Source organism: Microbacterium esteraromaticum (assembly GCF_017303215.1).
Classification (GTDB): domain Bacteria; phylum Actinomycetota; class Actinomycetes; order Actinomycetales; family Microbacteriaceae; genus Microbacterium; species Microbacterium esteraromaticum_C.
Window position 1 is genome coordinate 2,309,208 of sequence record NZ_JAEMWU010000001.1, and the last position, 22,460, is coordinate 2,331,667.

At 66.5% G+C, this 22,460-nt stretch carries 20 protein-coding genes and 2 tRNA genes; 4 read left to right on the top strand and 18 right to left on the bottom strand.

All coding sequences use genetic code 11. The features are described 5' to 3' along the window. Positions 1–51: 51 nt before the first annotated feature. Positions 52–1,464, bottom strand: a complete 1,413-nt coding sequence (gene tig, locus JF543_RS10655) for a trigger factor (RefSeq protein WP_206824034.1) — start codon at positions 1,462–1,464, stop codon at positions 52–54. A 57-nt stretch (positions 1,465–1,521) separates the two neighbouring features. Further along, positions 1,522–1,598, bottom strand: a tRNA-Pro gene (locus JF543_RS10660). Between the two features lie 124 nt (positions 1,599–1,722). On the opposite strand from JF543_RS10660, the gene JF543_RS10665 reads away from it, so the two are divergent. Beyond that, a tRNA-Gly gene (locus tag JF543_RS10665) sits at positions 1,723–1,796 on the top strand. Between the two features lie 107 nt (positions 1,797–1,903). Here JF543_RS10665 and JF543_RS10670 read toward each other — a convergent pair. The 11 genes from JF543_RS10670 to JF543_RS10720 all read right to left on the bottom strand — a co-directional run bounded on the left by JF543_RS10670 (position 1,904) and on the right by JF543_RS10720 (position 13,774). Next, positions 1,904–2,260, bottom strand: coding sequence for an RNA polymerase-binding protein RbpA (locus JF543_RS10670; protein WP_179410571.1), 357 nt, complete (start codon positions 2,258–2,260; stop codon positions 1,904–1,906). Next, on the bottom strand, positions 2,260–2,508 hold the full coding sequence (gene secG, locus JF543_RS10675) for a preprotein translocase subunit SecG (protein ID WP_179411819.1): 249 nt from the start codon (positions 2,506–2,508) through the stop codon (positions 2,260–2,262). Before secG ends, JF543_RS10670 begins: the two co-directional genes overlap by 1 nt. A 78-nt stretch (positions 2,509–2,586) precedes the next feature. Beyond that, positions 2,587–3,393: a triose-phosphate isomerase gene (gene tpiA / locus JF543_RS10680; protein ID WP_242519439.1), complete on the bottom strand. Its 807-nt coding sequence runs from the start codon at positions 3,391–3,393 to the stop codon at positions 2,587–2,589. After that, positions 3,378–4,598: a phosphoglycerate kinase gene (locus JF543_RS10685; RefSeq protein ID WP_179410570.1), complete on the bottom strand. Its 1,221-nt coding sequence runs from the start codon at positions 4,596–4,598 to the stop codon at positions 3,378–3,380. Before JF543_RS10685 ends, tpiA begins: the two co-directional genes overlap by 16 nt. Positions 4,599–4,603: 5 nt before the next feature. After that, the gene (gene gap / locus JF543_RS10690) at positions 4,604–5,614 is read right to left on the bottom strand and encodes a type I glyceraldehyde-3-phosphate dehydrogenase (protein ID WP_179410569.1); all 1,011 of its coding nucleotides are present in this window, start codon (positions 5,612–5,614) and stop codon (positions 4,604–4,606) included. 100 nt (positions 5,615–5,714) lie between these two features. Continuing rightward, complete coding sequence (locus JF543_RS10695) at positions 5,715–6,341, bottom strand: superoxide dismutase (RefSeq protein ID WP_179410568.1); 627 nt, start codon at positions 6,339–6,341, stop codon at positions 5,715–5,717. Between the two features lie 142 nt (positions 6,342–6,483). Then, positions 6,484–7,464, bottom strand: coding sequence for a DNA-binding protein WhiA (whiA, locus tag JF543_RS10700; protein ID WP_179410567.1), 981 nt, complete (start codon positions 7,462–7,464; stop codon positions 6,484–6,486). Between the two features lie 99 nt (positions 7,465–7,563). After that, a complete protein-coding gene (rapZ, locus tag JF543_RS10705; RefSeq protein WP_206821632.1) occupies positions 7,564–8,451 on the bottom strand; it encodes an RNase adapter RapZ in 888 nt (295 codons plus the stop codon). Beyond that, positions 8,451–10,385 (bottom strand): excinuclease ABC subunit UvrC, encoded by a 1,935-nt coding sequence (uvrC, locus tag JF543_RS10710; RefSeq protein WP_206824036.1) that lies wholly within the window; start codon positions 10,383–10,385, stop codon positions 8,451–8,453. Before uvrC ends, rapZ begins: the two co-directional genes overlap by 1 nt. Further along, a complete protein-coding gene (gene uvrA / locus JF543_RS10715; RefSeq protein WP_179410565.1) occupies positions 10,385–13,282 on the bottom strand; it encodes an excinuclease ABC subunit UvrA in 2,898 nt (965 codons plus the stop codon). Before uvrA ends, uvrC begins: the two co-directional genes overlap by 1 nt. 48 nt (positions 13,283–13,330) lie before the next feature. Further along, on the bottom strand, positions 13,331–13,774 hold the full coding sequence (locus tag JF543_RS10720) for a MarR family winged helix-turn-helix transcriptional regulator (RefSeq protein WP_179410564.1): 444 nt from the start codon (positions 13,772–13,774) through the stop codon (positions 13,331–13,333). A 45-nt stretch (positions 13,775–13,819) separates the two neighbouring features. On the opposite strand from JF543_RS10720, the gene JF543_RS10725 reads away from it, so the two are divergent. Continuing rightward, the gene (locus JF543_RS10725) at positions 13,820–14,062 is read left to right on the top strand and encodes a hypothetical protein (RefSeq protein ID WP_179410563.1); all 243 of its coding nucleotides are present in this window, start codon (positions 13,820–13,822) and stop codon (positions 14,060–14,062) included. 9 nt (positions 14,063–14,071) lie between these two features. Here the strand turns inward: JF543_RS10725 and uvrB are convergent, their stop codons facing one another. The 3 genes from uvrB to rpsA all read right to left on the bottom strand — a co-directional run bounded on the left by uvrB (position 14,072) and on the right by rpsA (position 18,406). After that, complete coding sequence (gene uvrB / locus JF543_RS10730; RefSeq protein ID WP_179410562.1) at positions 14,072–16,150, bottom strand: excinuclease ABC subunit UvrB; 2,079 nt, start codon at positions 16,148–16,150, stop codon at positions 14,072–14,074. A gap of 80 nt (positions 16,151–16,230) precedes the next feature. Further along, positions 16,231–16,845: a dephospho-CoA kinase gene (coaE, locus tag JF543_RS10735; protein ID WP_206824038.1), complete on the bottom strand. Its 615-nt coding sequence runs from the start codon at positions 16,843–16,845 to the stop codon at positions 16,231–16,233. Positions 16,846–16,951: 106 nt separating this feature from the next. Further along, positions 16,952–18,406 carry a 30S ribosomal protein S1 gene (gene rpsA / locus JF543_RS10740; RefSeq protein WP_179410560.1) on the bottom strand — a complete coding sequence of 485 codons (1,455 nt, stop codon included), beginning with the start codon at positions 18,404–18,406 and terminating at the stop codon, positions 16,952–16,954. 179 nt (positions 18,407–18,585) lie between these two features. On the opposite strand from rpsA, the gene JF543_RS10745 reads away from it, so the two are divergent. Then, the gene (locus JF543_RS10745; RefSeq protein ID WP_206824040.1) at positions 18,586–19,506 is read left to right on the top strand and encodes a 5'-3' exonuclease H3TH domain-containing protein; all 921 of its coding nucleotides are present in this window, start codon (positions 18,586–18,588) and stop codon (positions 19,504–19,506) included. A gap of 21 nt (positions 19,507–19,527) precedes the next feature. On the opposite strand, the gene JF543_RS10750 is transcribed toward JF543_RS10745, so the two are convergent. Together JF543_RS10750 and trpD are read right to left on the bottom strand one after the other, a co-directional pair. Then, a complete protein-coding gene (locus JF543_RS10750; protein ID WP_206549602.1) occupies positions 19,528–20,517 on the bottom strand; it encodes a PHP domain-containing protein in 990 nt (329 codons plus the stop codon). A gap of 11 nt (positions 20,518–20,528) precedes the next feature. After that, positions 20,529–21,593: an anthranilate phosphoribosyltransferase gene (trpD, locus tag JF543_RS10755; protein WP_206824042.1), complete on the bottom strand. Its 1,065-nt coding sequence runs from the start codon at positions 21,591–21,593 to the stop codon at positions 20,529–20,531. A 212-nt stretch (positions 21,594–21,805) separates the two neighbouring features. On the opposite strand from trpD, the gene ctaE reads away from it, so the two are divergent. Beyond that, positions 21,806–22,459, top strand: a complete 654-nt coding sequence (gene ctaE / locus JF543_RS10760) for an aa3-type cytochrome oxidase subunit III (RefSeq protein WP_179410556.1) — start codon at positions 21,806–21,808, stop codon at positions 22,457–22,459. Position 22,460: the final 1 nt, after the last annotated feature.

Genomic DNA, 22,460 nt, shown 5'->3' on the forward strand with positions numbered 1-22,460 from the left:
CAGACGCAGAAGGGGCGGATGCCGCAGCATCCGCCCCTATCCGCGCTCTGGTTACTCGGCCTTGTCGGCGTCGTCCTTCGCAGCGGCCTTCTTCTTGGCCGGAGCCTTCTTCTTGGGCTTCTCCTCAGCCGGAGCCTCCTCAACGGGGGCTTCCTCGGCCGGGGCCTCGTCAGCGGCCTCGTCCTCGGCGTCACCGATGAACGCCGACAGGTCGACGGCGGTGCCGTTGCTGTCGACGATCTTGACCTTGCCGAGGGTTGCGGCCAGCGCCTTGTTGCGCGCGACCTCGCCGACCAGCGACTGCAGCTGGCCAGCGCCCTGCAGCGCCTCGACGAACTCCTGCGGAGCCATGCCGTACTGAGCGGCCGACTGGATCAGGTACTGGCTGAGCTCTTCCTGCGAGACCTGCACGTTGGCGCTCTCGGCGATCGTGTCGAGCAGCACCTGGGTGCGGAACTGCTTCTCGCTGGCCTCGGTGACCTCGGCGCGGTGCTCGTCGTCTTCCAGGCGGTTCTCGGACTCGAGGTGGTTGTGCACCTCGTCCTCGATCAGCTGGGCCGGAACGGGGATCTCGACCTGCTCGAGCAGCGTCTCGATCAGCTGGTCGCGCGCAGCGGCACCCTGGGTGAAGACGCCCTGCTCAGCGACGCGCTCGGCGAGGCTGTCGCGCAGCTCGGCGATCGTGTCGAACTCCGAAGCCATCTGCGCGAAGTCGTCGTCTGCCTCGGGCAGCTCGCGCTCCTTGACCGCCTTGAGCGTCACGGCGACCTCGGCCTCTTCACCCGCGTGGTCGCCACCGACCAGCGTCGAGCGGAAAGTGGTCTCTTCACCGGCAGTGAGCGACTCGAGCGCCTCGTCGATGCCCTCGAGCAGCTGGCCCGAGCCGATCTCGTACGACACGCCGTCGGCGCGGTCGATCTCGGTGCCGTCGATGTTCGCGACCAGGTCAAGGTCGACGAAGTCGCCCTTGGCGGCCGGACGGTCGACGGGGATCAGGGTGCCGAAGCGGGCACGCAGCTCGTCGAGCTCAGCGTCGACGCCGGCGGCGTCGGCCTCGACGGCGTCGACCGTGATCGTGATGTCCTCGAGGCTGGGCAGCTCGACCTCGGGACGAACATCGACCTCGATGTCGACCAGCAGGTCGCCCGAGAAGTCCTTCTCGTTCGGCCACTGCGTGATGTCAGCGGCGGGGCGTCCGACCATGCGCACGCCGTGCTCGGCGGCGGCTTCACGGAAGAAGCCGTCCAGTGCCTCGTTGACGGCGTGCTCGATGACCGCACCGCGACCGACGCGCTGATCGATGATCGGCGCAGGAACCTTGCCCTTGCGGAAGCCGGGGATCTGCACGTCCTGAGCGATGTGCTCGTACGCGTGCGCGATGCTGGGCTTGAGGTCCTCGGGGGTGACCGTGATGGTGAGCTTGACCCGGGTCGGGGAAAGCTTCTCGACGGTGCTGTTGGCCATGCTGGGGTATCTCCTTGTGGTTTCCGCACGAACGGCGCGGTCGTGAAGTCTGGGCCGTGGTCGGGGCGACAGGATTTGAACCTGCGACCTCCCGCTCCCAAAGCGGGCGCTCTACCAAGCTGAGCTACGCCCCGGCTTGACCCGCGCGCGGGATCGGCCTCAATGAGTCTAACGGACGGGAGCACTCCAACTGTCCGCTATGCTTGACGAGGCGCACCGCACAGCGGGGCCCACCGGAGGCATCAAGCCCCCGACAGCGGGGATGTAGCTTAATGGTAAAGCCTTAGTCTTCCAAACTAATGACGCGGGTTCGATTCCCGTCATCCCCTCCATTTCGATCAGAGTGATCCTCACGGATCATCTCGATCACAACGAGTAAGGGCCCCCACCTCGCGGTGGGGGCCCTTACTCGTTGTTCTGGGACTGCGGGGGGCGCGGCTCAACGGCCGCCGCGACGCTCCCTCAGCTGCGTGAGCGCATCTTCGAGAAGCTGTTCAGCTTCCTCGTCGGTGCGACGCTCCTTCACGTAGGCGAGGTGCGTCTTGAACGGCTCGGTCTTCGACAGGGCCGGCGGGTTGCTCTTGTCCCGCCCCGCGGGCAGGCCGCTCTGCGGGTGGTCGATCGTGTCAGGGATCTCCTCGTCGGGCAGACCGGCGGCGAAGTACCGGACGGTCTCGTTGCCCAATCCGTCCCAGTACGACACGGCGATGCGGTCGGCGTGGTAGCCGTGATCCTGCTCGCCCATCGGGCCCGAGCCGACCCGCGTACCGCGAATCGCGTTTCCTCCGGTGGACATCAGATCACCTGCAGTTTCGTGATGAGCCCGAGGGCGACGATCGAGACGAACCACACCAGCGCCAACACGACGGTGAAGCGGTTCAGGTTGCGCTCGGCGAGACCCGACGACCCGACGGCCGCCGACATACCTCCACCGAACATGTCGGACAAGCCGCCACCGCGACCCTTGTGAAGAAGGATGAGGAGCGTCAGCAGAACGCTGGTGATGCCCATCAGCACTTGCAGTACGAACTCGAGTACCTGCACGAAGAAGCCTTTCACGGGGGCCGGTCGACCCACCTAGCCGTCAATTATAGGACGGGGCGCTCACGCGCCCCGTCCACGTCACACGCCGACGTGCTTCTCGAACCGCACGATCGCCGCGAACTCGTCCACGACGAGGCTCGCGCCACCCACCAGGGCACCATCGACGTCGGGCTCGCGCAGGAAGCTCGCGATGTTGCCCGACTTGACCGATCCGCCATACAGCACGCGGGTGCGTGTCGCAGCGTCCTCGTCGAACACGCGGCCGATCACGCCACGCAGCGCGGCGCAGACCTCTTGAGCCTGCGCGGGCGTCGCAGCCTGGCCCGATCCAATCGCCCAGACCGGCTCGTACGCCACGACGATGTCGCTCGTCGCGGGGATGCCCTCGAGAGCCTTCTCGAGCTGCCCGGCGGGCACAGCACTGGCACCGAACCGTTCCAGATCCTCGGCGGTCTCGCCGACGCAGATCACCGGAACCAAGCCGTGCTTGATCGCGGCCTTCACCTTGGCGGCGACGATCTCGTCGCTCTCATCGTGGTACTCGCGGCGCTCGGAGTGACCGATGATCACGTAGCCGACATTGAGCTTCGACAGGAACGCGCCGGAGATCTCACCGGTGTACGCGCCGGAGTCATGGGCTGAGAGGTCCTGCGCACCCAGACCGAACGGGATCTTGTCGGCGTCGATCAGCGTCTGCACGCTGCGGATATCGGTGAACGGCGGGAAGATGGCTACCTCGACCGTGTCACCCTCGTGTCCGGCATCCTTCAGCGTCCAGTGCAGCTTCTGCACCGTCGCGACCGCCTGAAGGTGGTCGAGGTTCATCTTCCAATTGCCCGCGATCAGCGGGGTGCGCTTGCGGTTCTGCGTCATCGTGCTTGCCATCCGAGTACCTCCAGGCCTGGGAGCTTCTTGCCCTCGAGGAACTCGAGGCTGGCGCCTCCGCCCGTCGAGATGTGTCCGAACTGTGAATCTGCGAAGCCGAGCTGGCGCACGGCAGCCGCCGAATCACCACCGCCGACGACCCCGAGACCGTCGACCTCGGTGAGCGCTTCCGCGACCGCCTTCGTGCCCGCGGCGAAGGCCGGGAACTCGAACACGCCCATCGGACCGTTCCAGAACACGGTCTTCGACGCCCGGACAGCGGCGGCGAACGCCGCCGCCGTCTCGGGGCCGATGTCGAGGCCGATACCCGCTGCGCCGAACGAGCTCTGCTCGATGGCATCCGCAGCGACGATCTCGTGAGCGGCATCAGCCGCGAACCCCGACGCCACGACGACGTCGGTGGGCAGCACGAGTTCGACGCCGCGTTCCGCGGCCTCGGCGATGTATGCGCGCACCGTGTCGAGCTGGTCGCTCTCGAGCAGGCTCGATGCCACGGCATGCCCCTGAGCGGCGAGGAAGGTGAACAGCATCCCCCCGCCGATCAGCAGTCGATCCACCCGCGGGAGCAGGTGCGAGATGACCCCGAGCTTGTCGCTGACCTTCGAGCCGCCCAGCACGACCGTGTAGGGCCGCTCGGGGGTCTCGGTGAGGCGGTCGAGCACATCGAGCTCAGCCGCGATCAACAGCCCCGCCGCCGAGGGCAGCAGCTCGGCCAGGTCGTAGACGCTGGCCTGCTTGCGGTGCACGACGCCGAAGCCGTCCGAGACCATCGCATCACCCAGCGATGCGAGCTCCGTCGCGAAGCCGCGACGCGTCTCTTCGTCCTTGGCCGTCTCCCCCGCGTTGAACCGCAGGTTCTCCAGCACGACGACCGAACCGTTCTGCAGCTCCGCGACTGCCTGCTGTGCCGCAGGTCCGACGGTGTCGGTGGCGAACGCGACCGACGCGTCGAGCAGCTCGCCCAGTCGCTCTGCGACGGGGGCCAGGCTGTACTGCGGGTCGGGTGCTCCGGCGGGACGCCCGAGGTGCGAGCACACGATCACACGTGCTCCCGCTTCGATGAGCGTCTTCAGCGTCGGGAGGGAGGCGCGGACGCGACCGTCATCGGTGATCTCTCCGTCCCGCAGGGGAACGTTGAGATCGCAGCGGACGATGACGCGTCGGCCCTCCAGCGGGCCCAGCGAGTCGAGGGTGCGCAGGGTCATCGGATTCAGAGACGCTCTGCGACGTACTCGGTGAGGTCGACCAGACGGTTCGAGTAGCCCCACTCGTTGTCGTACCAGCTCGAGACCTTGACGAGGTTGCCACTGACGTTGGTCAGCTCGGCGTCGAAGATCGACGAGTGCGGGTTCAGCTGGATGTCGCTGGAGACGATCGGGTCCTCGGTGTACTGCAGGATGCCCTCGAGGCGTCCGTCGGCAGCGGCCTCGCGGTACGCGGCGTTGATCTCTTCGACGGTGAGGTCGTCACGATCGGAGACGATCGTGAGGTCGACGATCGAGCCCGTGGGCACGGGCACGCGGTAGGACGAGCCGCTCAGCTTGCCGTTGAGCTCGGGCAGAACCAGGCCGATGGCCTTGGCTGCGCCGGTCGATGCCGGAACGATGTTGACGGCGGCGGCGCGGGCGCGACGCAGGTCGCTGTGCGGGCCATCCTGCAGGTTCTGGTCGGCGGTGTACGCGTGGGCGGTCATCATGAAGCCGCGCTGGATGCCGAACTTGTCGTTGAAGACCTTCGCCAGCGGGGCGAGGCAGTTCGTAGTGCACGAGGCGTTCGAGATGATGTTGTGCGCGGCCGGGTCGTACGAGTCCTCGTTCACACCCACGACGAAGGTGCCGTCGACATCGGTACCCGGTGCCGAGATGATGACCTTCTTCGCACCGCCGGCAATGTGCTTGCCCGCGTCGGCTGCCTTGGTGAAGCGACCGGTCGACTCGATGACGATGTCGACGCCGAGCTCGCCCCAGGGGAGGTTGGCGGGGTCGCGCTCTTCGAACACCTTGATGGCCTTGCCACCGACGGTGATGACATCACCCTCGTGCGAGACCTCGACACCCAGGGGGCCGCCGACCGAGTCGTACTTCAGCAGGTGCGCGAGCGCGGCGTTGTCGGTGAGGTCGTTGACCGCGACGATCTCGATGTCCGCGTTCTGTGCGAGCGCTGCGCGGAGGAAGTTTCTTCCAATACGACCGAAGCCGTTGATACCGATCTTGACAGACACGAAAGTCTCCTGGTTCTTAATCAAGGAAATGCGAGAATCTCGCCGATAACGCGGACAACGGCGTCCTGATGGGCTTTTCGCCCATCAGGACGCCCATGTTTTACGACAGTACCAGCAGTCCGGAGGTCTTCTCACGCGCTGTTTCAAAGCGCTGCGCAACGTTCTGCCAGTTCGCGATGTTCCACGCGGCCTTGATGTAGTCGGCCTTGACGTTCAGGTAGTCCAGGTAGAAGGCGTGCTCCCACATGTCGAGCTGGAACAGCGGGACCGTACCCTGAGCGGTGTTGGCCTGCTGGTCGAACAGCTGCTGGATGATCAGGCGGGCACCGATCGGGTCCCAGCTGAGCACGGCCCAGCCCGACCCCTGGATGCCGGCTGCTGCCGCTGCGAAGTGCGCCTGGAACTTCTCGAACGAGCCGAAGAACTCGTCGATGGCTGCCTTCAGCTCACCTTCGGGCTGCCCGCCGCCCTCGGGCGAGAGGTTGGTCCAGAAGATCGAGTGGTTGACGTGGCCACCGAGGTTGAAGGCCAGGTCCTTCTCGAGCTTGTTGACGTTCGCGAGGTTGCCGCTCTCGCGTGCCTCGGCGAGGCCTTCGAGCGCCGCGTTCGCACCTGCGACGTAAGCCGCGTGGTGCTTGTCGTGGTGCAGCTCCATGATCTTGCCGCTGATGTGCGGTTCGAGGGCCGCGAAGTCGTAGGGGAGGTCGGGAAGCGTGTAGATCGCCATGTCGATTTCATCCAATCCGCGCCGCGCCGCGGCGCTTACCGATTACCTGCGATGCCGAAGTGCGCCGCAGGGGCGGACGTCTCTCATCCTACTGACGGCAACAGCACCCCAGGCCGGTTCCTTCCCGTTGCCCGAGCCGAAGTCAGTCGTCGATGCCGACGGGAACGGCGGCCTCGGTACCGGGGATGCCCTCCTGCTGGGCGCGCTTGTCGGCCATCGCGAGCAGGCGGCGGATCCGACCGGCGACCGCGTCCTTCGTGAGGGGCGGCTCGGCGTGGTGGCCGAGCTCGTCGAGGCTCGCATCTCGGTGTGCCAGGCGCAGGTTGCCCGCCATGCGCAGATGATCGGGAACCTCGTCGCCGAGGATCTGCAGCGCACGCTCGACGCGTGCGCATGCGGCGACGGCAGCCTGCGCCGAGCGGCGCAGGTTGGCGTCATCGAAGTTGACCAGGCGGTTCACACCGGCACGCACCTCGCGGCGCTGACGCATCTCTTCCCAGGAGACGGCGGTGCGGCGCGCACCCATGACGGTGAGGATCTTCTGGATGGACTCCCCCTCGCGCACGACGACGCGCGGAAGGCCGCGCACCTCGCGGGCCTTGGCGGCGATGCCCAGCCGGTGTGCGGCACCGACCAGAGCCATGGCGGCCTCACCCGAGGGGCAGGAGAATTCCAGCATCGCCGAACGGCCTGGCTCGCTGAGCGTTCCCGCAGCGAGGAAGGCGCCGCGCAGGATGCCCCCGAGCTCTTCCGGGGATCCCGTGGTGAGGCGATTGGGAAGGCCGCGCACCGGGCGGCGTCGCGCGTCGAGCAGACCGGTCTGGCGCGCCAGCGTCTCCCCCGCGCCGATCACGCGCACGGCCCAGCGCGCACCGTCACCGCCCGAGGAGCTCGCCTTGACCTGGGCAACCTCCGGACGCACACCGTAGATCTCGGCGAGGTCGCGGGTGACGCGCTTGGCCAACGTCTCAGCATCCACTTCCGCCTCGACAGCGACGCGACCTGCGATCGAGTGCAGCCCACCGGCGAAGCGCAGAATGGTTGTCACCTCCGCGACGCGCACCGTCGGGGGTGCATTGCGGATGCTGACAAGCTCAGCCTTGACGTCGGTGGTGAGGGCCACGGGACTCCTTAACGATCCAATGCGTCGGATCGCCGACGCAAAGGACAAGCTTACAAGGCCGCGCGTCCGAACACTGTGCGACCTTCAGCCGGAGACTCGCTACTCCCGACCAAGATCGCGGTGTCGCACGTTCACGGCGACGCCAGGCGTATCCGCGAGCCGACGTGCGAGTTCCTCGGCCATCGCCACGGACCGGTGCTTTCCGCCCGTGCAGCCGATCGCGATCGTCGAATGGCTCTTGTTCTCACGCTGGTACCCCTCGAGCACCGGCCGGAGCGTCTGCGTATAGGCGTCGAGGAACTCCGCGGCGCCCGGCCGGGACAGCACGTAGTCGCGCACGTCGGCGTCCTTGCCCGTGAACGCGCGCAATTCCTCCTGCCAGAAGGGATTGGGCAGAAAACGCATGTCGGCGACATGGTCGACGTCGGTGGGCAGTCCGTACTTGAACCCGAAGCTCAGCAGGGTGACGCGGTGGCGCGCAGCGCCCTCCTCCGAGAACATCTCCGAGACCTGGGTGGCGAGCTGGTGGATGTTGAGCGCCGAGGTGTCGATCAGCAGGTCGGCCGACTCACGGATGGGCGCGAGTCGTGCACGCTCGGCGCGGATGCCGTCAAGCAGCGTGCCGTCGCTCTGCAACGGGTGCGGACGGCGCACCGATTCGAATCGGCGCACCAGGACGTCGTCGGACGCATCCAGATACAGCACCTTCACGCTGCCGCGCCCCTGCAGCGCACGAGCGACGTCGGGGAAATCATCGAAGAGGCCAGGCCCGCGCACGTCCACGACAGCGGCGATCTTGGGCAGGTTCCCCGCGCCCATGTCTGTGAGCTCGAGCAAGGGCCGCAGGATCTGCGGCGGGAGGTTGTCCACGACGTACCAGCCGAGATCCTCGAGTGCGTTGGCTGCGGTCGTGCGCCCCGCACCGGACATGCCGGTAACGATGAGGAACTCGCCCTCCTGCTGGGCCTGGTCGGCTGGTTCGGCCATCATGCTCCGGTTTCCTGATCGCTGGATTCCAGCCTATCCACTCCGGCGCCGGCTTCGCCGCCGAGGTGTGCGTGGATGGCTGCCGCGAGCGAAGGCCCGATCCCCGACACCTCCTGGATCTGCTCGGGTGCGGCACCCTTCAGCTTCGCGACCGACCCGAAGTGAGTGAGCAGCGCCTTGATCCGCGCCGCACCGAGACCGGGGACCTCGCTCAGCACCGATTGGATGTCGCGCCGGCGTCGACGCCGCTGGTGCGTGATCGCGAATCGGTGCGCTTCGTCACGCAGCCGTTGGATCAGGTACAGTGCCTCGCTCGTGCGCGGCAGGATGACGGGGAAGTCATCGTCGGGGATCCAGATCTCCTCCAGACGCTTGGCGATGCCGCACACCGCGATCTCGGCGCGCCCGCTGTCGCGCAGTGCGCGCGCCGCGGCCTGCACCTGTGGCTTGCCGCCGTCCACGACGAGCAGCTGCGGCCGGTAGGCGAAGCGCGGCTTAGGGCGTTCCCCGGCGGCCGGCGGATCGCCTATGCCTGCGTCGTCGGCCGGAGCACCGTTCTCGACGCGGGCCAGGCGCCGCATGAGCACCTGGTACATCGAATCCGTGTCGTCGGTGGTCTCAGCGATGTTGAACGACCGGTACTGGTCCTTGCGCGGCAACCCATCCTCGAAGACCACCATCGAGGCGACGACATTGGTTCCGCCCAGATGCGAGATGTCGAAGCACTCGATGCGCAGCGGCGCCTCGTCCATGCCGAGCGCCTCCTGCAAGTCAGTGAGCGCCTGCGTGCGCGCGACATAATCGCTGGTGCGGCGCGTCTTGTGGCGCAACAGCGCCTGCTGGGCGTTGAGCGTTGCGGTACGCATCAGATCGGCTCGCTGTCCTCGCCGGGCAACTGCCAACTCCACCCGACGACCGCGCCGCTGACGCAGCCACTGCTCAAGCTCAGCAGCATCGTCGGGCAGCTCCGGGACGAGAACACGACGCGGGATGTCGCTCGACTCGCCGTAGACCCGTTGCAGCACCTGGTCGACCAGTTCGCCTCCGCCGATGTCGAGTTCCTTGTCGACCGTGAGCGAATGCACGCCGCGCACGCGTCCGCCACGGATGACGAAGTGATGCACGGCCGCCGAGAGCTCGTCCTCGGCGATGCCGAGCAGATCAGCGTCCTCATCGCTGGGCAGCACCAGCGCGCTCTTGCTGAGTACAGCCTCGATGGCCGAGAGCTTGTCACGGTACTTCGCAGCCGCCTCGTAGTCCATCGCGGCCGAGGCCGCCAGCATCCGCTTGGTCAGATCGCGCGTGAAGCGCTCGTCACCACCCGCCATGAAGGCGACGAAGTCGTCGACCATGGCGCGGTGCTCGTCGATCGTCACCGTCATCGAGCAGGGGCCGCCGCACTTGCCGATCTGCCCGGGAAAGCACGGGCGGCCGGTCTGCATCGCGCGCCGGTAGCTCGCATCGCTGCACGTACGGATCGGGAACACCTTGACCATCAGATCGATGGTCTCGTGCACCGCCCACACCTTCGGGTAGGGGCCGAAGTAGCGAGCCCCGGGGATGCGCCGGTTGCGCGTGACCATCACGCGCGGCGCCTCATCGGCGAGCGTCACCGCCATGAACGGGTACGACTTGTCATCCCGGTACCGCACGTTGAACGGCGGATCGAACTCTTTGATCCACATGTACTCCAGCTGCAGCGAGTCGACGTCGGTGGCGACGACCGTCCACTCGACCGATGCGGCCGTCGTCACCATCCGCCGAGTGCGCTCATGCAACGTGTGCAGCGGCGCGAAGTAGTTCGACAGGCGCTGGCGCAGGTTCTTCGCCTTACCGACGTAGAGCACACGCCCCTCCGCATCGCGGAATCGGTAGACCCCGGGATCGGTCGGGATCTCGCCCGCCCGCGGCTTGTAGGGCAGGACGTCGGCCATCAGCCCGCCTTGCGCACGCCGGATCCGCTCGCCCCCGGGGTGAGGATCTCGGCGAGGAACTGGCCGGTGTGGCTCTCGTCGACGCGCGCGACCTGTTCAGGGGTTCCGGTGGCGATGATCTGGCCGCCACCCGAGCCGCCCTCCGGCCCGAGGTCGATCACCCAGTCAGCCGACTTGATGACATCGAGATTGTGCTCGATCACGATCACGGTATTGCCCTTGTCGACCAGTCCACCCAACACCTCGAGCAACTTGCGCACGTCTTCGAAGTGCAGACCGGTGGTCGGCTCATCGAGCACGTAGATGCTGCGGCCGTTGCTGCGTCGCTGAAGCTCGGTGGCGAGCTTGACGCGCTGCGCCTCGCCGCCGGACAGGGTCGTTGCCGCCTGCCCGAGCCGCACGTACCCGAGACCGACATCGACAAGCGTCTTCATGTAGCGGTGGATCGCCTGGATCGGCTCGAAGAACTCGGCCGCCTCAGCGATCGGCATCTCGAGCACCTCGGCGATGTTCTTGCCCTTATAGTGAACGGCCAACGTGTCGCGGTTGTAGCGCTTGCCGTGACACACCTCGCAGTCCACGTACACGTCGGGCAGGAAGTTCATCTCGATCTTGATCGTGCCGTCACCCGAGCAGGCATCGCAGCGCCCACCCTTGACATTGAAGCTGAACCTTCCGGGCAGGTATCCGCGCACCTTGGCCTCGGGGGTTTCGCTGAACAGCGTGCGGATGCGGTCGAACACGCCGGTGTATGTCGCCGGGTTCGATCGCGGAGTGCGTCCGATCGGTGCTTGATCGACGTGCACGACCTTGTCGAGGTTGTCGAGGCCCGTGACCCGGGTGTGCTTGCCCGGTACGGTGCGCGCGCCGTTCAGCCGTCCGGCAAGCACCTGGTAGAGGATGTCGTTGACCAGCGAGGACTTGCCCGACCCGCTCACACCGGTCACCGCAGTGAGCACGCCGAGCGGGAAGTCGGCCGTGACGTTCTTGAGGTTGTTCGCCCTCGCGCCGACGACACTCAGCATCCGCTTCTTGTCGATCTTGCGACGCTTCGCCGGCACGGCGATCTCGCGACGACCTGCGAGGTAGTCACCCGTCATCGACTCGTCCTCTTCGAGCAGCGACGAGTACGGGCCGGAGTGGACGACCGCTCCCCCGTTGACGCCGGCCCCTGGTCCGATGTCGACAACCCAGTCGGCGGCTTCGATCGTCTCTTCGTCGTGCTCGACGACGATCAGGGTGTTGCCCAGATCACGCAGTTTGAGGAGCGTCTCGATCAGTCGACGATTGTCGCGCTGATGCAGGCCGATCGAGGGCTCATCGAGCACGTAGAGCACGCCGGTGAGTCCGGAGCCGATCTGAGTGGCGAGGCGGATGCGCTGCGCTTCGCCACCCGACAGCGACCCGGCAGAGCGCCCGAGGTTGAGATACGCGAGACCCACCTGCAGCAGGAAGTCCAATCGGAGTCGGATCTCACGCAGCACCTGCGCGGCGATCCGTGCCTCACGGTCGGTGAGCTCCAGGGTGTGCATGAACGTGCTGGCATCGGCCAGGCTCAGCGACGACACCTCGGCGATCGAGTGCCCGTGCACCTTGACTGCGAGCACCTCGGGCTTCAGACGCGCCCCGTCACAGACCGGGCACGGCACCTCGCGCAGGTACTCCCCCCACCGTGCGCGCTGCGTGTCGGACTCCGCCTGCATGTACTGCCGTTCGATGTACGGCACGACGCCTTCGAATCCTGAGGTGTACCGCATCTCACGGCCGTAGCGGTTCTTCCACTTGACGCTCACCTTGTAGTTGTCGCCGCGCAGCACGGCTTCGCGCACCTCGGAGTGCAGTTGGTTCCACGGGGTGTCGAGCGAGAAATCGAGGTCGGTAGCGAGTCCGTCGAGCAGACGCTCGTAGTACTGGAACAGGCCCTTGCCCTGCGTCGTCCACGGCAGGATCACGCCCTCACGGATCGACAGCTCCTCGTCACCGAGCATCAGGTCGACGTCGACCGACATTCGGGTGCCGAGTCCGGTGCAGGCCGGGCAGGCACCGAACGGCGCGTTGAACGAGAACGTGCGCGGCTCGATCTCGGTCAGGGTGATCGGGTGCGCGTTCGGACAGGCCAGCTTCTCAGAGAAGGACTGCCACGCGGCATCGCCCTCCTCATCGACGAAGTTGATCCGCACGATACCGCCGGCCAGACCGAGCGCCGTCTCGACCGAATCGGTGACCCGCCCCAGGATGTCGCCGGATGCCACCAGCCGGTCCACGACAACAGCGATGTCGTGCTTGTAGCTCTTCTTGAGCTTGGGGGGCTCGGCGAGCTGGATCAGTTCGCCGTCCACGATCGCGCGGGAGTACCCCTTGGCACCGAGCTCTTTGAAGAGGTCGACGAACTCCCCCTTCTTCTGCGTGACGACGGGCGCGACGATCTGGTAGCGCGTGCGCTCGGGCAACTCCATGAGCTGATCGGCGATCTGCTGCACCGTCTGCCGCTGGATGCGCTCCCCGCACTCGGGGCAGTGCGGGATGCCGATGCGCGCCCACAGCAGGCGCATGTAGTCGTGAATCTCGGTGATCGTGCCGACCGTCGAACGCGGGTTGCGGTTCGTCGACTTCTGGTCGATCGACACCGCCGGGCTGAGCCCCTCGATGAAGTCGACGTCCGGGCGATCCACCTGACCGAGGAACTGACGCGCGTACGCGCTCAGCGACTCGACGTAGCGGCGCTGTCCCTCGGCGAAGATCGTGTCGAACGCAAGGCTCGACTTGCCGGAGCCGGACAGCCCGGTGAAGACGACGAGTGCGTCGCGCGGGATGTCGAGATCGACGTCCTTGAGGTTGTGCACGCGGGCACCGCGGACGCTGAGTTTCGTGGATGGGACGACAGGAACGATGGGCACCAGACAAGTCTAGGAGCGGCCACCGACATGGCGGCGCTCGGGTGCGGATCAGCGGCTGGTCGGAGCCGGACCGGCGAACGGGCGCAGCGCGTCCCGCAGAGCGGTGACCGTCGGGATATCGGCGCCGACCTGCGCCATGACGGCGCGCGGAACCTCCACCGCACGCTCGCGCAGAGCGCGCCCCTCCTCGGTCAGGCCGATGTCGAGGCGACGCTCGTCCGCCGCACTGCGCGTTCGCTGCACGAGCCCGTCCTTCTCCAGGCGCTTGACGAGCGGCGACGCACTGGCGGGCTCCAGTGCCAGCGCATGGGCGAGTTCGTTAAGCGAGCGCGGCGAGCTCTCCCACAGCGCGAGCATCACGAGGTACTGCGGGTGCGTAAGCCCGAGCGGCTCAAGAATCGGACGGTAGATCGCCACGACGTTGCGTGCCGCCGTCACCATCGCGAAGCACAGCTGGTTCTCCAGCCGCAGCAGTTCATCATCGCTGGTCATTCTCCGATGATACGAGGAACCCTAATCATTAGTACACTAAGGAACATGGCTGAGGATCCCACCCACGTCCCGTTGCGCACCCGCATCCGCGAGGCGGGCGGTCTTTACGCATGGTTCAACACGAACCTGATCCGCTTCGCGGGCCCCGCGTCGGTCGGCCCGTATGAGGCGACCCCGCCGCCCAGTGCAGAGGAACGCGCAGAGCGCGGATGCCCGCTGTGCGGCAACCCGATGAACAAGCACGAGATCGACCGCAGCGGGCCCAAGCCTCTGATGCACTGCCCCTGACGGGGACGACTACGCGTGGCCCGCGCGCTCCATGGCCCGTAGCTCCTTCTTGAGGTCCTGCACTTCGTCGCGGAGCCGTGCTGCGAGCTCGAACTTCAGTTCTGCGGCAGCGGCGAGCATCTGGTCCGAGAGATCGGCGATCGTCTCCTCGAGCTGCATCGCGCCCTCGGCCGCGATCCCCTCGCGGCGCAGGTTCGGTGTGGGCGACTTGCCCTTGCCGCTCTTGTTGCCCTTGCCCCGCCCCGCGCGCATGTCCGCCGTATCGGCGGCCTCACGCGCGAGCACTTCGGTGATGTCGGCGATGCGCTTGCGCAGCGGCTGCGGGTCGATTCCGTTGGCCTTGTTGTAGGCGATCTGCTTCTCGCGACGGCGCTCGGTCTCGTCGATGGCGTTGCGCATCGAGTCGGTCATGTTGTCGGCGTACATGTGCACCTGACCCGACACGTTGCGCGCCGCGCGCCCGATGGTCTGGATGAGCGAGGTACCCGACCGCAGGAAGCCCTCTTTGTCGGCGTCCAGGATCGCCACCAACGACACCTCGGGCAGGTCGAGGCCCTCGCGCAACAGGTTGATCCCGACGAGCACATCGTAGACGCCGGCCCGCAGCTCGGTGAGCAGTTCGACTCTGCGCAACGTGTCGACGTCCGAGTGCAGGTAGCGCACGCGGACACCGTGCTCACCGAGGAAGTCCGTCAATTCCTCGGCCATCTTCTTTGTCAGCGTGGTGACGAGTACGCGTTCATCCCGCTCGACACGCGTCCGGATCTCTTCGAGAAGATCATCGATCTGCCCCTTGGAGGGCTTGACGATGATCTCGGGGTCGACCAGCCCGGTGGGTCGGATGATCTGCTCGACCACGCCGTCGGCGATCCCCATCTCGTACTTGCCCGGCGTAGCCGACAGGTACACGGTCTGCCCGACCCGGTTCTTGAACTCGTCGAACCGCAATGGGCGGTTGTCCATGGCACTGGGCAACCGGAAGCCGTGCTCGACGAGCGTGCGCTTGCGCGAGGCGTCTCCTTCGTACATCGCTCCGATCTGCGGCACGGTCACGTGCGACTCGTCGATGACGAGCAGGAAGTCATCGGGGAAGAAGTCGAGCAGTGTGTGCGGGGGCTCCCCCGCCTCCCGCCCATCGAGATGCCGGGAGTAGTTCTCGATCCCGCTGCAGAATCCCAGCTGCTGCAGCATCTCAATGTCGAAAGTGGTGCGCATGCGCAGTCGCTGGGCTTCGAGCAACTTGCCCTGCCGCTCGAGCTCGGCCAGCCGCTGCTCGAGTTCGGCCTCGATCGTGCCGATGGCACGCTGAACGACATCCGTACCGGCCACATAGTGCGAAGCGGGGAAGATCGGCACGGCGTCGAGCTTGGCGATGACATCGCCGGTGAGCGGATGCAACGAGTAGAGCGCCTCGATCTCGTCTCCGAACAACTCGATGCGGATCGCGTGCTCTTCGTACACCGGGATGATCTCGATCGTGTCGCCGCGTACCCGGAAGTTGCCTCGCGAGAAGTCGACGTCGTTGCGGTTGTACTGCATCGAGATGAACTGACGGATCAACGCGTCGCGGTCGTAGCGCTCCCCTACTTGCAGCGCCACCATGGCTCGCAGATACTCCTCGGGCGCACCGAGGCCGTAGATGCACGACACCGTCGACACGACCACGACGTCTCGGCGGCTGAGCAGCGAGTTCGTCGTCGAGTGCCGCAGCCGCTCGACCTCCGCGTTGATCGACGAGTCCTTTTCGATGAAGGTGTCGGTCTGCGGCACGTAGGCCTCGGGCTGGTAGTAGTCGTAGTAGCTGACGAAGTACTCGATGGCGTTGTGCGGCATGAGTTCTCGGAACTCGTTGGCCAGCTGCGCGGCGAGCGTCTTGTTGTGCGCCATCACCAGCGTCGGCCGCTGCACCTGTTCGATGAGCCAGGCGGTCGTTGCCGACTTTCCCGTTCCCGTCGCGCCGAGCAGGACCACATCGGTCTCGCCGGCATTGATGCGCGCGGCGAGGTCAGCGATGGCCTGCGGCTGATCGCCGGCGGGCATGTACTCGCTGACGACCTCGAAGGGGCGGACACTGCGCGTGGGTTGCATCCCTCAAGCCTACGAGGAGCGACCGACATCCGTGCCGGAGGTCAGCCTGCTACCTGTGCACTCGCCAGGTGATGCCCCTTCTACCGACCTCGCGGCTCGTGGATGGCAAGGCGTGCCCAGACGTCGTCCGTCTGACGCCGGGTCTCCTCCAGCGACACCGACGTGTCCACGACGATATCGGCGATCGCGCGCCTGGCGGCATCCGGCACCTGCGCTGCGACACGAGCGCGGGCCGCTTCCTCAGCCATTCCGCGCAACTCGATCAGACGCCGGATCCGCAGCTCGGCGGGCGCGTCCGCCAGCACGATCAGGTCCCACGGGTCATCGACACGGGCCTCGACCAGCAAAGGCACGTCGTAGACCACGACAGACTCCGGATCGGCAGCAAAAGCGGCGGCGAAGCGACGCGCGGACTCTTCACGCACCGCGGGGTGCACGATGCTGTTCAACCGGGCCAGCGCCTCGTCATCGCCGAAGACGCGCTCGCCCAGCGCCGCACGATCCAGCGCGCCATCGTGCTCGATCACCCCCGACCCGAACTCCGTGACGATGGCAGCAAGCACCGGGGAACCGGGTGTCTGCACGTCGCGCACGATCTGGTCTGCGTCGACGATGACGGCACCGTGCTCGGCCAAACGGCGGGCGATGGTCGACTTGCCTGAGGCGATGCCTCCGGTCAGGGCGATGAGTGGCATCCGCCCAGTGTCCCACGCCGGTGGCGGGACGCGCGTCCCGGAACGCGGAACGGGCCGCCACCCGCCCGAAGGCGAGGTGACGGCCCGTTGCTCACGGAGCGGATGCTCAGCTGTTGCCACCCGAGAGCTTCTCGCGCAGAGCGGCGAGAGCCTCGTCGTCGGCGAGGGTGCCGGCGCCGGAGTCGCTCGTGAACGACTGCGCAGCACCGAAGTCGTCGCCTGCAGCGGCCTCTTCTTCGGCAGCCTTGAGGACGGCGGCCTTGTGCGCCTCCCAGCGAGCCTGGGCTGCAGCGTACTCCTGCTCCCATGCCTCGCGCTGGGCGTCGAAGCCGTCCTTCCACGCCCCGGTCTCGGCGTCGAAGCCCTCCGGGTACTTGTACTCGCCGTTCTCGTCGTACTCGGCGAGCATGCCGTACAGAGCCGGGTCGAACTCGGTGCCGTGCGGGTCGACCGATTCGTTGGCCTGCTTGAGCGACAGCGAGATGCGGCGACGCTCGAGGTCGATGTCGATGACCTTGACGAAGACCTCTTCGCCGACCGACACGACCTGCTCAGCCAGCTCGACGTGCTTGCTGGAGAGCTCCGAGATGTGCACGAGGCCCTCGATGCCGTCTGCGACGCGGACGAACGCACCGAACGGAACCAGCTTGGTGACCTTGCCCGGTGCGATCTGACCGATCGCGTGCGTGCGGGCGAAGACCTGCCACGGGTCCTCCTGCGTCGCCTTCAGCGACAGCGAGACGCGCTCGCGGTCCAGGTCGACCTCGAGGATCTCGACGGTGACCTCCTGGCCGACCTCGACAACCTCGGAAGCGTGCTCGATGTGCTTCCAGGACAGCTCCGAGACGTGCACCAGACCGTCGACGCCGCCGAGGTCGACGAACGCACCGAAGTTGACGATCGACGAGACGACACCCTTGCGAACCTGACCCTTGTGCAGGTTGTTGAGGAACGTCGTGCGCGACTCCGACTGCGTCTGCTCCAGCAGAGCGCGGCGGCTCAGCACCACGTTGTTGCGGTTCTTGTCGAGCTCGAGGATCTTGGCCTCGATCTCCTGACCCAGGTACGGCGTGAGGTCGCGGACGCGGCGCAGCTCGATGAGCGATGCCGGGAGGAAGCCACGGAGGCCGATGTCAACGATGAGGCCGCCCTTGACGACCTCGATGACGGTGCCGGTGACGACGCCGTCGTTCTCCTTGATCTTCTCGACGTCGCCCCAGGCGCGCTCGTACTGCGCACGCTTCTTGGAGAGGATCAGACGGCCTTCCTTGTCCTCCTTCTGGAGAACGAGGGCCTCGACCTGGTCGCCGACGGCGACGACCTCGTTGGGGTCGACGTCGTGCTTGATGGAGAGCTCGCGGGAGGGGATGACGCCCTCGGTCTTGAAGCCGACGTCGAGCAGAACCTCATCGCGGTCGATCTTGACGATCGTGCCCTCGATGATGTCGCCGTCGTTGAAAGACTTGATGGTCTTCTCGACCGCGGCCAGGAAGTCCTCGGCAGATCCGATGTCGTTGATCGCGACCTGCTTGGTGGCCGGGGCGGTCGTTGCGCTAGTCATGTAGTGGGTTGTCCTTGTGAATGGAAGATCGGGCGTCGGGAGCCGGCAAGCCGATATGCTCACGATGCGGTTGGATGTGGATTGCGATGTCACGCGGGCACGCAGGCGCACCCCACGAGTGACACTTCAGATTATCAGAAGCCGGGCGCGCCGCGCTCCCCCTGTTCTAGGCTGGAGCGGTGACCCAGCGACTGATGCTTCTCGACACGGCCTCGCTGTACTTCCGGGCGTTCTTCGGAGTCCCCGACAAGGTCAAGGCTCCGGACGGCACCTCCGTGAACGCGACGCGAGGATTGCTCGACATCGTCGCCAAACTCGTCACGCTCTACCACCCCGCACAGGTCATCGCCTGCTGGGATGACGACTGGCGCCCGCAATGGCGCGTCGACCTGATCCCGAGCTATAAGGCGCACCGCGTGGTCGAGGCCGTGTCGTCCGGCACGGATGTCGAAGAGGTTCCCGATCCCCTCGAGCAGCAGATCCCCCTCATCCGCGAGGCGCTCAGCGCACTGGGAATTCCGATCATCGGCGCAGCAGAGCACGAGGCGGACGACGTGATCGGTACGCTCGCGAGCCGCGCGACCATGCCCGTCGACATCGTCACCGGCGATCGCGACCTGTTCCAGCTCGTCGACGACGCACGAGACGTGCGCGTGATCTACACAGCTCGCGGCATGAGCAATCTCGAGGTCGTGACCGATGCGACCGTCGTCGCCAAGTACGGCGTGCTTCCGAGTCAGTACGCGGACTTCGCCACTCTGCGCGGCGATGCCTCCGACGGGCTCCCGGGCGTGAAGGGCGTCGGAGAGAAGACCGCGGCGTCACTGCTGCAGGCGCACTCCGACCTGGCCGGCATCCGCGCCGCTGTTGCCGATGGCAAGCTCAGCGCGGCGGCATCCGCTCGCTTCGCGGCGGCAGCCGCGTATCTCGACGTCGCCCCGGACGTCGTGCGCGTCGCCACCGACCTCGACATCGCTGCCCCCGATGTCCCGTTGCGCGCGTTGGATGATGCGAGGGCGGATGCTGCCCGCGCCTTCGCCGAGCAGTGGAACCTCGGCGGGTCGATGGAACGCGCTCTGGCTGCGATCGCCACCGCCTGATCGGGGCCGCCCGCCCCACCGTCAGCCGCGCGCCCAGGCGCGCAGGCGCTCGACACCCCAAGTCGTCACGATCCGCTCTGCAGGCACGCCTGCCGCCTCGGCTCTTTGCGCCCCATGGTCCAGCAGCGAGAGCTGGCCCGGCGCGTGCGCGTCCGAATCGATCGCGAACAGGCATCCCTCCGCCATCGCCACACCGATCAGCTCATCCGGCGGGTCCTGGCGCTCGGGACGCGAATTGATCTCGACAGCCACACCGTTCTCGGCACACGCAGCGAAAACCGCTCTGGCATCGAAGGACGACGGCGGACGCGTGCCCCGCTCCCCCTGAACAAGACGCCCGGTGCAGTGCCCCAGCACGTTCACCACCGAATCGCCCACCGCCGCCACCAGCCGACGCGTCATCGCGTCCGCGGGCATCCGCAGCTTCGAGTGCGCGGAGGCCACGACGATGTCCAGCTCGGCGAGCAGCGACGGGTTCTGATCGAGCGAGCCGTCGTCAAGAATGTCGACCTCGATGCCCGCGAGCACCGTGAGGTCGGGCGTCGACTGCTCCCGCACCAGCGGAATCTGCTCGCGAAGGCGCTCCGCCGACAGGCCACGAGCGACCCGCAGCCGAGGTGAATGGTCCGTGATCGCCAGATAGCGATGTCCCAGCGCTGCGGCCGCGGAGACCATCGACTCGATCGGCGTCGTCCCGTCAGACCACTCGGTGTGACTATGCAGATCACCGCGTAGCCGTCCGCGCAGCTCGGATTCACGTTCGGGGCTCACGGAAGCACGCAACTGGATCAGGTAGTCGGGGACGCCGCCCCGCTGCGCCTGCTGAATCACCTCGAAGGTCGACGCGCCGATCCCCCTCTGCGCACGTAACGCATCCGCATCCCACCGCGTCTGCTCGGGCAACGCAGCGAGAACGGCCGCCGCCTGCCGAAAGGCTTTCGCGCGGTACCGCGACGCGCGCTCCCGTTCCAGCAGAGCGGCGATCTCGATCAGCGCGTCGACGGCGTCCATGGCGCACTACATCAGGAGGCGATCGGCTCGTTCGTCGCGCGCACCCAGTCTTCCAGCTTCGCAGCCGCGCGTCCGTCGTCAACAACGTCCGCCACCCTGGCATACGCGTCACGCAGACGCTCGACGATCGGAACCTGGGTGAGCGTCGAGTCGTGGGAGAGCTCGTACGCGACCACACCGGCCGCCGCGTTCAGCAGCACGATGTCACGCACCGCGCCCGGTTCACCGGCTAGCGTGCGCCGCAGCACCTGCGCGTTGTGCGCGGGCGTGCCGCCAAGCAGATCAGCGATATCGGCCAGCGGGATGCCGAGATCGCGAGGGTCGAGATCATGCTCGTGCGTGTCGCCGCGAGCGACCTCCCAGATACGGCTGTGACCCGTCGTGGTCAATTCATCGAGCCCGTCGTCACCACGGAACACCAGTGCCGTGGCGCCGCGTGTGCGGAAGACGCCCGTGATGAGCGGAACCCGATCCAATTGCGCGACGCCGACCGCGTTGGCCTCGGCTCGGGCGGGATTGCAGAGCGGGCCGAGCATGTTGAACACCGTGGGAACCGCGAGCTCGGATCGCGCACTCGCCGCATGCTTGAACCCCGGGTGGAACGCGGCGGCCCACGCGAAGGTGATCCCGGTGCTGTCGAGCACCCGAGCGACGCGCTGCGGGTCAAGCGAGATGTCCAGACCGAGTGCCGACAGCACATCGGATGAACCCGACGACGAGCTGGCAGCGCGATTGCCGTGCTTGACCACGGGAATCCCCATAGCGCCGATGATGATCGCCGCGGTCGTGGAGACGTTGACTGTTCCGAACCGGTCGCCTCCGGTACCGACGATGTCGAGGACGTCTGACGACACCGGCAGCGGCACAGCTGCCTCGAGGATCGCGTCGCGGAACCCGACGACCTCGTCGATCGTCTCGCCCTTCGCGCGAAGGGCGATCAGGAAGCCCGCGAGCTGCGCGTCGGACACGTCGCCGCGCATCACCTGACGCATCGCCCAGGTCGACTCCCATACACTCAGATCCCGCCGTTCCAGGAGCGCAGTGAGCAGATCAGGCCAGGTGAGGGAATCAACCATGCCAGCGATCCTACGGGGTGCGGAAAGATGCCGATTCGAGATGACAACGATGTGCGAACCTTCCCGCGCCGGGGACTAGCGCGCCACCTGGGAGATTCCCAGGGTTCCGAGGAAGATTCGCAGGTTGTTCTTAGGTTCCCCTAAGTGTCCCGCCAGCGACTCGGGCAAGTGTGGTGCAAGAATCACGACGAAGAATCGGCCATAATGGACGGGTGACCACCTCAGCGACGTATGCCCCGGCGGCAAGAACCATCAAGCGCCCCAATCCGGTCGCTGTCGGCACCATCGTGTGGCTCGGCAGCGAGGTGATGTTCTTCGCGGGACTTTTCGCGATCTACTTCACCCTCCGTAGCACCTCCCCCGATCTGTGGGCGGAGCAGACCGGTCTGTTGAACGTGACCTTCGCAGCCGTGAACACCGCGATCCTCGTCGCGTCGTCGTTCACCTGCCAGATGGGCGTGTTCGCAGCCGAGGACCTGCAGCCGTACCGCATCGGCAAGGGACAGCTCAACGCGGCTGGCCGCCGCCGCCTCTTCGGCTGGGGAATGGTCGAGTGGTTCTGGCTCACCTTCGCCCTCGGCGCGATCTTCGTGAGCGGCCAGGTCTGGGAGTACGCCCAGCTCGTCGCCCACGGCCTGCCGATCTCGGCTGACTCCTACGCCGCGGCCTTCTACCTCACCACCGGCTTCCACGCTCTCCACGTCACGGGTGGCCTCGTTGCCTTCGTCCTCGTCATCGGACGCGCCTACGCCGTCAAGAACTTCGGCCACAAGGAGGCGACCTCCTCGATCGTCGTGTCGTACTACTGGCACTTCGTCGACGTCGTCTGGGTGGCCCTGTTCTTCGTCATCTACTTCCTGAAATAAG

Coding starts and splice junctions, on each gene's coding strand:
- uvrB (WP_179410562.1), bottom strand. CDS start 16,150: ATGCAACCCACGCGCAGTGTCCGCCCCTTCGAGGTCGTCAGCGAGTAC.
- rpsA (WP_179410560.1), bottom strand. CDS start 18,406: ATGACTAGCGCAACGACCGCCCCGGCCACCAAGCAGGTCGCGATCAAC.
- JF543_RS10720 (WP_179410564.1), bottom strand. CDS start 13,774: ATGACCAGCGATGATGAACTGCTGCGGCTGGAGAACCAGCTGTGCTTC.
- JF543_RS10725 (WP_179410563.1), top strand. CDS start 13,820: ATGGCTGAGGATCCCACCCACGTCCCGTTGCGCACCCGCATCCGCGAG.
- JF543_RS10685 (WP_179410570.1), bottom strand. CDS start 4,598: ATGACCCTGCGCACCCTCGACTCGCTGGGCCCGCTGGAGGGCCGACGC.
- tig (WP_206824034.1), bottom strand. CDS start 1,464: ATGGCCAACAGCACCGTCGAGAAGCTTTCCCCGACCCGGGTCAAGCTC.
- rapZ (WP_206821632.1), bottom strand. CDS start 8,451: ATGGCCGAACCAGCCGACCAGGCCCAGCAGGAGGGCGAGTTCCTCATC.
- tpiA (WP_242519439.1), bottom strand. CDS start 3,393: ATGGCAAGCACGATGACGCAGAACCGCAAGCGCACCCCGCTGATCGCG.
- JF543_RS10750 (WP_206549602.1), bottom strand. CDS start 20,517: ATGGACGCCGTCGACGCGCTGATCGAGATCGCCGCTCTGCTGGAACGG.
- coaE (WP_206824038.1), bottom strand. CDS start 16,845: ATGCCACTCATCGCCCTGACCGGAGGCATCGCCTCAGGCAAGTCGACC.
- JF543_RS10670 (WP_179410571.1), bottom strand. CDS start 2,260: ATGTCCACCGGAGGAAACGCGATTCGCGGTACGCGGGTCGGCTCGGGC.
- uvrC (WP_206824036.1), bottom strand. CDS start 10,385: ATGGCCGACGTCCTGCCCTACAAGCCGCGGGCGGGCGAGATCCCGACC.
- JF543_RS10695 (WP_179410568.1), bottom strand. CDS start 6,341: ATGGCGATCTACACGCTTCCCGACCTCCCCTACGACTTCGCGGCCCTC.
- trpD (WP_206824042.1), bottom strand. CDS start 21,593: ATGGTTGATTCCCTCACCTGGCCTGATCTGCTCACTGCGCTCCTGGAA.